At 66.0% G+C, this 12,844-nt stretch carries 16 protein-coding genes; 10 read left to right on the plus strand and 6 right to left on the minus strand.

Annotation, left to right across the window (positions count from 1 at the left end; all coding sequences use genetic code 11):
• Positions 1-142: 142 nt before the first annotated feature.
• The 3 genes from CVA01_RS07880 to CVA01_RS07890 form a co-directional block, all read right to left on the minus strand.
• Positions 143-622: a hypothetical protein gene (locus tag CVA01_RS07880; protein ID WP_141329853.1), complete on the minus strand. Its 480-nt coding sequence runs from the start codon at positions 620-622 to the stop codon at positions 143-145.
• A 122-nt stretch (positions 623-744) separates the two neighbouring features.
• A complete protein-coding gene (locus tag CVA01_RS07885) occupies positions 745-1,251 on the minus strand; it encodes a hypothetical protein (RefSeq protein ID WP_141329855.1) in 507 nt (168 codons plus the stop codon).
• 99 nt (positions 1,252-1,350) lie between these two features.
• Positions 1,351-2,274: a hypothetical protein gene (locus CVA01_RS07890; protein ID WP_141329857.1), complete on the minus strand. Its 924-nt coding sequence runs from the start codon at positions 2,272-2,274 to the stop codon at positions 1,351-1,353.
• A gap of 164 nt (positions 2,275-2,438) precedes the next feature.
• Here CVA01_RS07890 and CVA01_RS07895 point away from each other — a divergent pair, with 164 nt between their 5' ends.
• The 10 genes from CVA01_RS07895 (at position 2,439) to CVA01_RS07940 (ending at position 9,314) form a co-directional block, all read left to right on the plus strand.
• The gene (locus CVA01_RS07895; protein ID WP_141329859.1) at positions 2,439-3,149 is read left to right on the plus strand and encodes an SDR family NAD(P)-dependent oxidoreductase; all 711 of its coding nucleotides are present in this window, start codon (positions 2,439-2,441) and stop codon (positions 3,147-3,149) included.
• Between the two features lie 204 nt (positions 3,150-3,353).
• Positions 3,354-4,049 carry a hypothetical protein gene (locus CVA01_RS07900; RefSeq protein WP_141329861.1) on the plus strand — a complete coding sequence of 232 codons (696 nt, stop codon included), beginning with the start codon at positions 3,354-3,356 and terminating at the stop codon, positions 4,047-4,049.
• Positions 4,050-4,101: 52 nt separating this feature from the next.
• A complete protein-coding gene (locus tag CVA01_RS07905) occupies positions 4,102-4,365 on the plus strand; it encodes a BrnT family toxin (RefSeq protein ID WP_141329863.1) in 264 nt (87 codons plus the stop codon).
• The gene (gene brnA, locus CVA01_RS07910) at positions 4,352-4,591 is read left to right on the plus strand and encodes a type II toxin-antitoxin system BrnA family antitoxin (protein ID WP_141329865.1); all 240 of its coding nucleotides are present in this window, start codon (positions 4,352-4,354) and stop codon (positions 4,589-4,591) included. Before CVA01_RS07905 ends, brnA begins: the two co-directional genes overlap by 14 nt.
• A 105-nt stretch (positions 4,592-4,696) precedes the next feature.
• Positions 4,697-6,061, plus strand: coding sequence for an FAD-dependent oxidoreductase (locus CVA01_RS07915; RefSeq protein ID WP_141329867.1), 1,365 nt, complete (start codon positions 4,697-4,699; stop codon positions 6,059-6,061).
• The gene (locus tag CVA01_RS07920) at positions 6,049-6,372 is read left to right on the plus strand and encodes a hypothetical protein (protein WP_141329869.1); all 324 of its coding nucleotides are present in this window, start codon (positions 6,049-6,051) and stop codon (positions 6,370-6,372) included. The genes CVA01_RS07915 and CVA01_RS07920 overlap by 13 nt, the downstream gene beginning before the upstream one ends.
• Complete coding sequence (locus CVA01_RS07925) at positions 6,369-6,680, plus strand: 4Fe-4S dicluster domain-containing protein (protein ID WP_141329871.1); 312 nt, start codon at positions 6,369-6,371, stop codon at positions 6,678-6,680. Before CVA01_RS07920 ends, CVA01_RS07925 begins: the two co-directional genes overlap by 4 nt.
• A 26-nt stretch (positions 6,681-6,706) precedes the next feature.
• On the plus strand, positions 6,707-7,696 hold the full coding sequence (locus tag CVA01_RS07930) for an ABC transporter substrate-binding protein (RefSeq protein ID WP_141329873.1): 990 nt from the start codon (positions 6,707-6,709) through the stop codon (positions 7,694-7,696).
• A complete protein-coding gene (locus CVA01_RS07935) occupies positions 7,693-8,592 on the plus strand; it encodes an ABC transporter permease (RefSeq protein WP_141329875.1) in 900 nt (299 codons plus the stop codon). Before CVA01_RS07930 ends, CVA01_RS07935 begins: the two co-directional genes overlap by 4 nt.
• Complete coding sequence (locus tag CVA01_RS07940; RefSeq protein WP_141329877.1) at positions 8,589-9,314, plus strand: ABC transporter ATP-binding protein; 726 nt, start codon at positions 8,589-8,591, stop codon at positions 9,312-9,314. The genes CVA01_RS07935 and CVA01_RS07940 overlap by 4 nt, the downstream gene beginning before the upstream one ends.
• A 178-nt stretch (positions 9,315-9,492) precedes the next feature.
• Here the strand turns inward: CVA01_RS07940 and CVA01_RS07945 are convergent, their stop codons facing one another.
• The 3 genes from CVA01_RS07945 to CVA01_RS07955 form a co-directional block, all read right to left on the minus strand.
• Entirely contained in the window at positions 9,493-9,747 is a 255-nt protein-coding gene (locus CVA01_RS07945; RefSeq protein WP_141329879.1) for a hypothetical protein, read from the minus strand.
• Between the two features lie 72 nt (positions 9,748-9,819).
• Positions 9,820-11,019: an acetyl-CoA C-acetyltransferase gene (locus tag CVA01_RS07950; RefSeq protein ID WP_141329881.1), complete on the minus strand. Its 1,200-nt coding sequence runs from the start codon at positions 11,017-11,019 to the stop codon at positions 9,820-9,822.
• Between the two features lie 27 nt (positions 11,020-11,046).
• Positions 11,047-12,840, minus strand: a complete 1,794-nt coding sequence (locus CVA01_RS07955) for an acyclic terpene utilization AtuA family protein (RefSeq protein ID WP_141329883.1) — start codon at positions 12,838-12,840, stop codon at positions 11,047-11,049.
• Between the last annotated feature and the right edge of the window lie 4 nt (positions 12,841-12,844).

Consider the following 12,844-nt stretch of genomic DNA (forward strand, 5'->3'; position numbering starts at 1 on the left):
AGGATGCTCCGGGTTGATCCAGACCTCTCCGGTCGGGTGGAACGCTCCTCGCTCGGCGACATCTGCCCATGTCGCATAGCGGACTTCCGCTTCGTCATAACGTTCCACACGGAAACGCTAACGCTGAACAGTGTTCGGGTTCCTAGATGCCGTGGGCGGTGCCGTTGATGCGCTCTGCGATACGCGGGACGATTTCCACCGCATCGGCGGCACCCTCCTCGGTATTGAAGGACAGCACGGCGAGGTCCTTGGCGACATAGATCTCGTCGAGAGTGTCGCTGGTCTCCTCCCAGTCCGCCATCACCTCAGCATCCGGGAAGACGTTGATGCCGGTGTCGTATCCGTTCACGGTGAGATCGAACCGGGCCTCGACATCCCCCAGCTGCTGCTGGCCGCGTACGGGCTCAGTGTGCTCGATGCCGAGGTCGTCGAGGGCACCGATGAAGAGGTCCCTGGCTGCCTCGACCTCAGCGTCAGGATCGTCCGCGCTCTCGGTTACCTGGTCGGTGGTGATGGCCGTGGTGGTAGCCGCGGCGGTCTCGTCGTCATCGTCGCTGCAGGCGGACAGGGTCAGGGCAGACGCCAGCACGATGGTCCCGGTGGTGAGTTTCCTGATGGACATGTCTCTCCTGAAAGGCAGCAGACTGTATTCCTGTTCCCCACTCAGGTGTAGCACTCCCCTACCCATGGCCGCATCTACGGGAAAGCGCTGCAACCCTCCGGCACCTACGTGGAGTCGGATCCCTAGACGCCGCGGGCGGTGCCGTCAATGTGCTCGGCGATGCGCGGGGCGATCTCTGCCGAGTCGGCGACACCCTCAGTGGTGTTGAGGCTCAACACGGCCAGGTCCTTGGCGACGTGGATGCCGCCGAGGGCTTCACTGGCCTCCTGCCAGGTCGCCATCGACTCCGCATCCGGGTAAACGTTGATGCCGGAGTCGTATCCGTTGACGGTGAGGTCGAATACAGCCTTCGCTCCCGACAGCTGGACCTGCCCGCGCACGGGCTCGGAGTGCTCGATGCCGAGGTCATCGAGGGCGCCGATGAAGGTGTCCACCGCGGCCTGGATGTCGGAGACGGGCTGTTCGCCGGCGTCGGTATCCCCGGCGTCTTGCGTGTTCTCCGCGGCCTGGTCGGTGGTGACGGCAGAGGTGGTGCCCGCGGCGCCCTCATTGTCATCGTCGCTGCAGGCGGCGAGTGCCAGGGCAGTCGCCAGTGCGACGGCACCGGCGGTGAACTTGGTGATGGTCATGTCTCTCCTAAGGTCAGCGGAGTCGGTCGACTCCTCGGTCCACGTCAGTTGTAGCGTCCTCGCCGGACAGCTCCGCGTGGCGTTCGAACAACCACCCGGTCAAACTGCAGCCGCGATCCTGGTGCCGTCCGGGTTATCGCAGACCGTGGCGACCGGGATCGTCCCGTTGAAGATCTCCTCGCTCAGCTCCTGACTACTCATTGCCGTCGGTGACGAGCAGTTCCACTCCCCGACCTGCATGGCCAGGGTGTTGCCACCACCTTCGGACATCCGCCGGTCGCGGTACTCCGCGATCACCTCCTGAGCGGTGAGGCAGCCGACTGAGCCCTTGTGGACGTATGCCTCGGTCTCTTCAGGATGGGCGACTCCACACCAGGTCCCCTCACCCATCGGCTCATCGGTGGAGCTGTAGTCACCGTCGACACCACCGTCCACGGCGGTGGGCTTTGTCGACGACGCCTCAGCCTCCGGCGCCTCGGCCTCCGCGGTGACCCGGACCGTTCCGCGGAGGCTGATCGCAGCGTCCTCGTGGTTGATGGTGAAGCCGTTATCGCCGAGAGCGCAGTCCAGCGTGCCCTCCGCGTCGGTCTCACAAGTGATGCCGCCGTGGGTGATGCGCTGGGAGTGCTCCAGCTTCCCAGGGGCAGGCGGAACGCCCTCGAGCATGTACCAGGTCAGACCGTCCTCATCGAGGGTGATCGCACCCGGTGGCTGCGTGGGAAACGGTTCGACCGTGATGTCCGGGGCGTCCTCCGGAGCCTTGCCGGAGCAGGTGATGGAGCTGTCTGCCATCACGCAGAGGCTGGTGGTCCCGTCGCCCATGGGCACATCGAAGACGTAGCGTCCGTCCATCTCGAAGGACGCCGGGTTGACGTCGGTCACGGCCGGCGCGGTTGTCCCTGCGGTCGACACAGTCTCCGAGGACACCGCGTCCCCGTCATCGGAATCGGAACTGCAGGCGGAGAGGACGAGCAGTGCACTGCCGAGGAGCACACCGGTGAGGAGCAACTTGTTTCGGTTCACGATGTTCAAAGTAGCTGAGCCACAAGACTGGCACGGTTCATTCACAGGATCGACAACCACCGCAGACTCCCCGCACCGATAGCCTGTTATCTATGCTGATCCCTCACTTTCTCCGCGATTCCACCCGCCACAGCTGAGCCTGGTCCGGGCACCGGGTTGTCGTCATCGGTGGCGAGGGCGGCATAGGGCAGGAGCTGTGTCGCCAGTGCGCGGACGCGGGCGGCACCGTGACCTCCCTCGACATCTCCACCGGATTCGATGTCGCGGACTCCGCCATGGTGAACCGTTGGTTCGCCGACCATCCTGAGGTGGACACGGTGATCTACGCCGCCGGTATCGCTGCCTCCGGTCTGCTTACACGACCTGAATCCATCGACCAGATCCGGTCAGTCACGGACGTCAACATCATGGGGCTGGTGACGGTCGCCGGCGCGGCCGCACAGCAGATCAGGCAGCATCGCGGGCGGGTGGTCGTCCTCAACTCCGCGTTCTCCCTGATCACCGCGCCCGGATACGGCGCATACTCCGCGTCGAAAGCTGCCCTGTCAATGGCGGTGTCTGCACTGCGCCCGGAACTCTCCCCAGCCACGGTCACCGACTGTGTGTTGGGCGGGGTCGACACCCCCATCTTTGACCGGGCAGCGGATCGTGCAGGAACCCAGGAAGCCAGGGATGTCGCTGAGCGGTTCCGTCGGCGGATCGCCCGCAACGTTGCCGCTGATGTCGCCGCCGCGATCCTCAGGGCAGCACTGGCCCGTCGGTCGCGCGCCGCGATCGGGAAGGATGCCGCACTGATCACCGGGGCACACCGGATCGCCCCTTCAGTGCTGCAGAAAGCCGTTGACAGGTTGATCGGCAATCCATTCGGAGACTGAGTCCGACCTCTTCCCCGCATTCCCCACCAGAACATTTCCCACCTGACACCATCGGCACCAGTCCGCGGCGAGGGGCCGCCGGACACACCTATCACAGGGGGAATCATGGTCGAGAGACTCATGCCTGACTTCGGGCTCGACGCACTGCCGTTGGCCATCACATCACCGGGCCGCAGGTGGCCCGGACCGGGCCCAGGGGAAATGGTGCCCAGCGGGCTCGTTCCCGGTGCACCACCGCACGTCCGCGGTCTGACCAACTTCTGTCACGCGCTACCGCTGGTTCCGGGGGATGTGGTGGAGACCGTCCCGCTCGACTCCGAGGAAGGACGCAGCGAGGCGGAGTACACGCTGACCTGGATGGTCGCGGGAATGCCGGGGCAGGACCGGGCGGAGAAGAAAGCACAGCAGAACGCGCAGCGGAACAAGGGGATGCGCCGGGGGAAGAAGGCGAAGAAAGCCAGACGTAACCAGGGTTGGGAAGACTTCGCCAACTCCAATGTCTACGCGCCGGTGGTACTCACCCACGTCCGGACGCTGATCCCCGGTGTTCTCGCCATCATCGACGGGTGTGCCGAGCAGAGCCGGAGGGAGATCGCCGGCCCCGGGATCAGCGGACAACTCATCCCCTACGGGAATGCGGCGGACCGCGACGACGGCATCCTCGAGGACTGGTGGGTGGATGTCGAGTCCGTGTTCGCCGCCGCCGGGTGCGATCTTCTGGACACGGACGGTGACCGACTGTTCGCGTTCTGGGGTTGGCGGGACTGTGGCGATGTGGTGAAGGACGCATGTCTCGCGGCAGGACTTCCGGAGGAGCACACCCGGATCCTCGACTACGACGATCGGGTGCGTGAGGTCGGCAGGTACCTGGAGTTGGATTTGGTGGAGCAGGCGAGGTGAGGGGTGGCCATGAAGTACCAGAAAAGGTATATTTTCTATCCATGAGCACGCCGTGGACTTTGAGTTCGACCCCGTGAAAAGTGCATCCAATCTCGTCAAGCACGGCATTGACTTCACTGAAGCACAACAGCTCTGGCTGGATCAGAACCGTCTCGAAGTCAGAGCCAGAACGCAGGACGAGCCCCGCTGGCTACTGATCGCCAGCTACAACAGCAGGTTCTGGTCGGCGGTGTTCACCTACAGGCCGGATCGCATCCGCATCATCTCAGTTCGGCGAGCAAGACAGAAGGAGATAACCCTCTATGAAGACCAGTAAGGACTTCGATCAGGCATTTGACCGTGGCGAAGACATCCTCGATGACCTCGACCTCAGCACCGCCCGTCGTCCCGGCGAGGAGCAGAAACGGGTCAACGTTGATTTCCCCGTTTGGATGGTCGCCGCACTGGACGCTGAAGCCCGCCATCTTGGCGTCACACGCCAGTCGATCATCAAGCTGTGGCTCGCGGAGCGTCTCGAACAGCGCAAGAATCCCGCTGCTTGAGTAGACGAAACGACGACCGGGCCCATGAGATTGGCAGGCTCTTCCATTCACCCTGGTCCGTACACTTCTCACTTATAGACCGCTCTGTCTACAGTGAGCGGTCTTATGACCACACGATTCACACGACCTTCTCCCGACATCCTCCGTGACGATCAGGATGCTCTGGAAATCCGCACCGACATCCTCATCATCGGCGGTGGCCCGGCCGCGACCTGGGCCGCCATCAATGCCGCCGACACTGCCGCCGAACATGGACTCTCTGTCACCCTCGTCGACAAGGGCTGGTGCGGGGCAAGTGGAGTCGCCGCCACCGCCGGCGTCGGCCACTGGCTCACCCCACCCGGCGCGCCACAGCGGCGCGAGACCTTCGGGGTCAAGGATGCCACCGGCGGTGGTCTTTCCGACTGGGCATGGACAGACGCGTTCCTCGACGAGACCTGGGCCCAGATCAGCCGCCTACCGGACATGGGCTGGAACCGGGTCCAGAAGAAGCAGACCGTCCCCAGCCTCGACCTCACCGGCGACAACCCCTCCGGAGTCCCCTACTTCCGTGGACCTGCACCTGACTACCTGCGCTTCCTGCGCGGACAGGTGAAGAAGCGCGGCGTCCTCATCCTCGACCACAGCCCGGCCACCGGGCTGCTCGTCACCGACACACGGGACGCCGTCGCCGGCGCCCACGGCCACCAGACACAGGCCAACCGGGGATGGACCGTCCACGCGTCCTCCGTGGTGCTGGCCACCGGCGGCACCACCTGGCGCAGCCACTCCCTCGGCGGAGATACCAACACCGGCGACGGCCAGCTCATGGCCGCCGAAGCTGGCGCAGATCTCGCGGCGATGGAATTCTCGAACTTCCAGGGTATGGTCCCCTTCGGTACCTCCATGGACAAGAACGGCTACTTTATCCAGGCCGAGTACCGGACCGCGGGCGGCACACCGATCACCTACACCGACCTGCACTATTCGCGTGTCCCGATCATCGAGCACTCCGTCCGCGGCACCGTGTACTCGCGGTTCTCCCAGTTCACCCCGGACCAGTGGGGCCGGGTGCGCTCGTCCATGCCGAACTTCTTCGCCGTCACTGACAAGCTCGGCATCGACCCCTTCACCGAGTTCTTCCCCATCGACTGGGTGAACGAAGGGACTGTCCGCGGTACCGGCGGCATCCGGGTGGATGACACGACCTGCGCCGCGGGCCTGCCCGGTCTCTTTGTCGCCGGAGATGTCGCCGCCCGCGACAAGATCACAGGAGCAGCGACCGGGGCCGGCGGTCCGAACCTGGCCTGGGCGGTGGCGTCCGGAGCATGGGCGGGACGGCACGCCGCCCGACACGCCTCAGGCCAGGTCAGGAAGGATACCGGCGTGCACCTGGACAGCATTGCGTCCGCCCGCTCCGGCGACCGACGGAGCAGCAGTCCGGATTGGGGGGGCTCACCGACCGCGTCCGGAGCCAGATGCTTCCCCTGACCAACGCCGTCTTCCGTACCGAAGACCGGCTCACCGGCATGCTCGCCAACCTCGACACCGTCTGGTCGGATCTGCAGGACGCCGCCCCTTGCAGTTCCGCTGAGCACTACCGGCTCCGTGAGGTCGCCGGTATGGCAGCGATGGCGCGGTGGGCGACGGCGTCCGCGCTGGAACGTCGGGAGTCCCGCGCGATGCACTACCGCGTCGACCACCCAGAGACCGACCCGACCGCCACCTACCGGCTGGTGACGTCCGGAGTCGACGAGATCCGGGTGCAGCGTCAGCAGTCCCGCGCGGAGGTGGCCGCATGATCGAGGTCATCGACCCTGAGCGCTGCACGAACTGCGGCCTGTGCGCGCAGGTCTACCCGATGAACGTCTTCACCCTGCGTCCCGACGGCTTCCCCGTCATCGCGGACAAGGTCTCCTGCCAGACCTGCTTCCAGTGCGAGACCTACTGCCCGGCGGACGCCCTGTTCGTCGACCCCTCCCGGTCCACCGAACGACTGGTCCCAGGGAACGGTGGGGACGCCGACCTGGCGTCCCTGCGCGAGAAGGACTTCCTCGGACGCCACCGGGACGCCGTGGGCTGGCGCCGCACCAAGACCACCACACACTGACCTGACTGACCTGAGAAGAGAACACCATGACCATTCCCCTGCGCCGCCTCGGCGGCGTCCTCACCGGGATCGCCCTCGTCGGCGGACTCGCGGCCTGCGGCAGCTCGGACGCCGCGAGCGACAGCGGCCTGACCAGGATCTCCGTCGGACTACCGTGGAACGGCGGCGCCGGCTCCACCCCGCGAGACACCGGCCCGTTCGGCTACGCCGAGTCCCTCGGGCTGGCCGAACCGATCCTCGAGAAGCACGGCTTCGAGTTCGACCGCTACGTCGGCTTCAACAACGGCCCGCCGGTGATCCAGGCCCTGCAGAGCGGGGACATCACCCTCGGCAACCTCGGCGACGTCCCCTCCGTCCAGGCCAGGGGCAACGGACAGACGATCAGCCCGATCTCCGTAGACCGGCCGACCTCTGGCATCTGGTTCCTCACCAACGACCCCGCGCTGGACAGCATCGAGAAACTCAAGGGGAGGAAGGTCGGCCTACAGTTCGGGTCGAACTTCGACCGCTACGGGCGTGCGGCGCTGGACCGGCATGGCGCGCTGGACAACGGCAACCTCGTCAACCTCCTTTTCGCGGACGCCCTGCCCGCCCTGCAGAAGGGCAGCGTGAGTGCGGTGGCTGTTCCCGCGAACACCGCCGCGGTGTGGCTAGAGAACAACGACTTCACCGTCGCCTCGAAGGCCGAGATCGATGATCCCGATCTCCTGTCCACCGGGGTGAGCGTGACCACCGACCAGTTCCGTGAGGACCACCCGGAGATCAGTGACGCCTACTGGGAGGTCAAGCAGGCGGGCATCGCCGAGATCCGCAAGGACCTGGACAAGTACATTGACTGGGCATCTGACCAGCAGAAGGTCTCGGCGAACTCGTTCCGGGTCTCGAACACCTGGAACTTCAGCGATGAACGCGTCGACCCGGACGGGGTGTCCACGCTGAAGAACTCGCTGGCCTTCCTCGTGGACCAGGGCATCGTCAAGAAGCCCTTCGACATCGACGAGTGGGTGAACTCATGAGTACCTCCGTTCTGCACCGCGGCACCGGGCGCCCGGAGGAGGCGTCCTCCACCCCGGCATCCCCCTCCGACCCGACAGCGGCGACCGCGGGCCTGGTCCCGCCGACCGTGCGGGCCCGTCGGGCCCAGCCGTTCTGGCTGAACCTTCTGCTCAGGGCCTCCGGACCGGCCGTGCTCGTGGCTGCCTGGTTCTCGGCGTCCGCGTCCGGTGCGGTCACCTCCCAGCAGTTCCCCGCACCGTGGGAGGTCTGGAACGCGTTCACTGAACTGGCCCGGTCCGGCGAGCTGTGGGCGAACCTGTCCGTGTCCCTGCGACGCGCCGCGATCGGCCTGGTCGTGGGTATCGCGGTCGGGCTGCTCCTGGGGATCGTCTCCGGACTGTCGCGCCTCGGTGACCAGCTCATCGACCCGACGGTGCAGATCGTTCGGACCATCCCGATCCTGGCCGTCACCCCGCTGCTGATCATCTGGTTCGGGATCGATGAGCTTCCGAAGCTCATCATCATTGCCCTCGCCGCGGGGATACCGACGTATATCAACACCCATCTCGGCGTCCGGCACGTGGACGCGAAGCTCATCGAGGCCGGCCGCGCGTACGGACTCGGGCACGCGCGGCTGGTGCGTACCGTGGTGATCCCTGAGGCGCTGCCGCAGATCCTGCTCGGTTTCCGCATCGCGATGACCGCCGCACTCGGGGCGCTGGTCGTCGCCGAGCTGTCGAACACGCAGGCCGGTCTCGGTTTCCTGATGACCTCGGCGCAGCAGTACTTCCAGACCGACATCGTTGTCGCCTGCATCGTGCTCTACGCGGTCGCCGGGTTGCTCGCGGACACCGTGGTGCGCGTCCTGGAGCGTGTGACCATGCCCTGGAAGTTCTCGAAGGAGGCTCGGAAATGACCGCCACGCAGGTGCGGACATCCGTCATCATCGAGGGGCTGACGAAGAGCTTTGCGGGACGCCGCGTGCTCGACTCGGTGGATTTCACTGTGGACCAGGGTGAGTTCGTGGCGCTGCTGGGACGCTCCGGCGGCGGCAAGTCGACGATCCTCAAGATCCTCGCCGGACTGGAGTCGTCGGACTCCGGGACGGTGCTGACCAGGCCGAACCGGACGATCGTCTTCCAGGAGCCACGGCTAGTCAACGGCCGGCGGGTGTGGGACAACATCACCGTCGGAGTGCCCGGCGGTCGGACGAAGAGGCGCGCCCTGGCCGCCGAGGTGCTGGTTGAGGTGGGGCTCGACGGCTTCGCGGACGCCTGGCCGATCTCCCTGTCCGGTGGTGAGGCGCAGCGTGTGGCGCTGGCCCGGGCGCTGATCCGGTCGCCGGACCTGCTGCTGCTGGATGAACCTTTCGGTGCGCTGGATGCACTGACCCGGTTGAAGATCCAGTCGCTGGTCGCCGACCTGCACGAGCGGCACAACCCGTCAGTGGTGCTGGTGACGCATGACGTGGATGAGGCGATCCTGCTGGCCGACCGGATCCTGGTGCTGCAGGACGGCGCCATCGGCGCGGAGTACGGGGTGCCGTTCGGACGACGCCGCTCCCGGTCACTGCCCGGGTTCAGCGACCTGCGCGCGAAGCTGCTCGCGGACCTGGGGGTGAGCGAGGAGGTGGGGTGAGGGGTGGTGCTGTCAACGCCTGCCGTACCCGCGAGGTTGCGTAGGACCCGGTCTCCGGATCCCACACAGAGGTCTCCGGGATGCCGAACTTCAACGGGCTCCTCCTCCCCTGCGCCCAGGACTGCGGATACGCCGTGGACTTCACCTCGACCTTCACCCCGTCCGGACTGTTCAGGTCTTAGGCGTCCCATTCGACCCGGGCGTCCCGGTCAGGACCACCGAGGGCGAGCCCGACCAGGTACTCGGCGAGGACGCCCCGCAGCGCGTTGTCGAGGGTCTGGGAGTACGCCCACCTCCAAAATCCGAGCAGGTCGCCACGAGTGGTTCCGTGTCCGTCACGGATCTGTTCCTCCCCCGACTTCGGCGTCGGGACGAGCGGGCCGTGGTAGGCGGGATCCGGTGGTGGCGGGGCTTGCTGACTCGGAGTGGTCATACGGCCGAGGATATGCGGAAGACTTCCCTGGAGCGTCGGGGCGGTCCGCACCAGAATCAGTCCAGTCCCCGCTCACCGCCAGAGGATCAGGGCGTCACCCTGACCGCCGCCCCCGCACAAGGAGACTGCGGCCTTACCGCTGCCACGACGGTTCAGCTCATAGGCCGCAGCGACGACCAGACGCGCACCCGACGCACCGATCGGATGACCCAGGGAAATACCACCACCGTGGATGTTCGTCTTCTCCAACGGGTAATCCAGATCCCGCAGCGACTGCACCACCACCGCAGCGAACGCCTCGTTGATCTCCAGGAAATCCAGATCCGACCCCGCCCAGCCGGCCTTGTCCAGCGCCGCGGAGACCGCCTGCGCCGGCTGGGAGTGCAGGTAGGTGTCTGGACCCGCAGTCTGACCGTAGGCACCCAACGCAGCAAGCACCTCAAGACCGTTGGCCTCCGCGTAGGCGCGGGTGGTCAGCACGACCGCCGCAGCACCGTCGGAGATCTGCGACGCGGACGCCGCCGTGATCGTCCCGTCCTTCGCAAAGGCGGGACGCAGACCCGCCAGACCCTCCTCGGTCGTACCAGGACGCACACCCTCGTCAGTGTCGACGATGACGGTACCCTTGCGGGTCTTCACCTCCACCGGGGCGATCTCATCGGCGAAGGTACCGTCAGCGATGGCGGCCTCGGCCCGCTGGTTCGACAGTGCGGCAACCCGGTCCTGCTCCTCCCGGGTGATACCGCGGGCGGTGTTACCGGCCTCGGTCTCCACACCCATCGCGGTACCGTGCACCGGATCGGTCAGACCGTCACGCTCCAGGGAATCCTGCAGCGCCAGGGAACCGAACTTCGCCCCGGCACGCACGCCGGCGGCCAGGTGCGGCGCATTGGTCATCGACTCCTGACCACCGGCGACAACGACCTCCGCATCACCCAGACGAAGCAGTCGGGAACCGTGGATCACCGCGTCCAGGCCCGACAGGCAGACCTTGTTCACCGTCTCCGCGGGGGTGGAGACCGGCACACCGGCAGCCACCGCCGCCTGCTTGGCCGGGTTCTGACCGGCGCCGGCCTGCACGACCTGACCCATGACCACATGGCCGACAGTCTCAGCGGCGACACCGGCGCGCTCAAGCGCGGTACTGATGGCGGTCGCACCGAGGTCCACCGCGGTCTTCGAGGCCAGGGCCCCGAGCATCTTGCCCTGGGCGGTGCGCGCGGCACCGACGATGACGATGTCCTCGGGGGTCGGGGTTGAAGCGGAAGTCATGAGTTTTCTCCTTGTCGAATCAGGTGGTCATTCATGCTGGCCAACAGCGGACAGCAGGGTTTCCGGGACAGGGATATGACGAGATCTCACATACTCCCCGAGACCCTTACCATGCGGATCGATCCGGAGATTCGATGCTGCACCCTCTCCCAGCCAACCCACTACCGTGACGCCCACTGAACGCAGGTGAGGCATTGCCCACAGTCGGAGTTCCCGGTCCTCTGTGGCACCCAGCAGTTCCGCCACGTGTTCGACCGTCCACCATTGACGCAGGTACTCATATGCCTCGTCCGTGCGCACCCAGAGACCGAGGGTGGAGTTCCCGCCCTTGTCTCCTGACCGCGCACCCGCGATCCGCCCCAACGGGACCTCCACGAGCGCCGCATCATCGGCCTTAAAGACGTCATAGCCGCCACCTCCGACCGTGGGAAGCGGTAGATCCACCTGACCGTCGACTGGGACATGGTTCACGAACCACTGCCGGTCACCGAGGGTAACCCGCTCAGGTACCTGCTCGGTGGGGACGAGGGTCGGCCAGAACTGCTGGCGCAGCCCCGCCTTGGTTGGCGGGGTCGGCAGCGCCATTCCCGGAAATCCACCGAGCAGCTGCTCCACCACCACCCGGGGGAACCGGTTCACGAGAGTCTTGTCCCGACCAGCGACGGCGATCCTCAGCAGTGCGGTGGCATCGTCCAGGTTCCGCGGGTTCCGCGACGCGTCCTCCAGCCCTCCGGTGACGGTGACGACCACGTCGTCGAAGGTCTCACGACCCTCGGGAAACTGCGACCAGACCTGGGACAGCAGGAGATCAACCTTGGCATCCCGGTTGAGGCCGGTGACGGCGACCGACATGGCCGCACTCCACCCGATATTGCACACCGCTCCCGCCTTGAGCTGCGAAGGAACACTCTCTCCGATCGCGCCGCTCACCCGGACACGGTCCTCTCCCACCTGGTCAACGGAGACCGTGTCGAAGCGGGCGATGACATCCGGATTCGCGTACCGGGGTCCGTCAATCTCATAGAGGAGCTGAGAGAGCACGGTCTCGGTCGTCACCGCCCCACCGGTGCCCCGGTGCTTCGTGATGATCGCGGATCCGTCCTCCTCGATCTCCGCCACCGGGAAGCCGGGGTGGGTGAGATCGTCAATTTCCGTGAAGAAGGAGAAGTTTCCTCCGGTGGCCTGCGCGCTGCACTCGATGACGTGCCCTGCCGCCACAGCACCGGCGATGCGGTCGAGATCAGCGCGCCCCCAACCATAATGGTGTGCCGCCGCAGCGACGATGGGAGAGGCGTCACTGACGCGTCCGGTGACAACCAGGGTCGCGCCGGCGTCCAATGCCTCCACGATGCCCCAGGCACCCATGTAGGCGCTGACCACGGTCGGGGTCTCTCCAAGGGAGGAGAACGGCTGACCGGAGGTCAGGTGGGATCCGGCCCACTCCCCGGACGCGATGTTACGGGTGAAATCCTCGGTGATATCGTCCCCGTCAACGACAGCGATGACGGTATCCAGACCTTGAGCGTCCACCACCTCCCGGAGAGCTGCTGCGCAGGCGTGGGGGTTGACGCCACCGGCGTTTGCGATAATCCGGATCCCTCGCGTGGCGCAGGAGGCCAGTACCCCGCTCATCTGGGAGATGAAGGTCCCTGGAAAACCCTTGCCGGGGTCCCGGTCACGCTGTCTGGTGAGGATGCTCATGGTGAGTTCGGCCAACCAGTCACCGGTGAGGTAGTCGATTGCTCCGCCGTCTACCATCTCCCGGGGGCCGGAGAGCCGGTCACCGAGGAAGCCACTGCAGTTTGCGATTCGGACGGTCATTGTC

It is taken from the genome of Corynebacterium variabile, assembly GCF_006539825.1.
GTDB lineage: Bacteria > Actinomycetota > Actinomycetes > Mycobacteriales > Mycobacteriaceae > Corynebacterium > Corynebacterium variabile.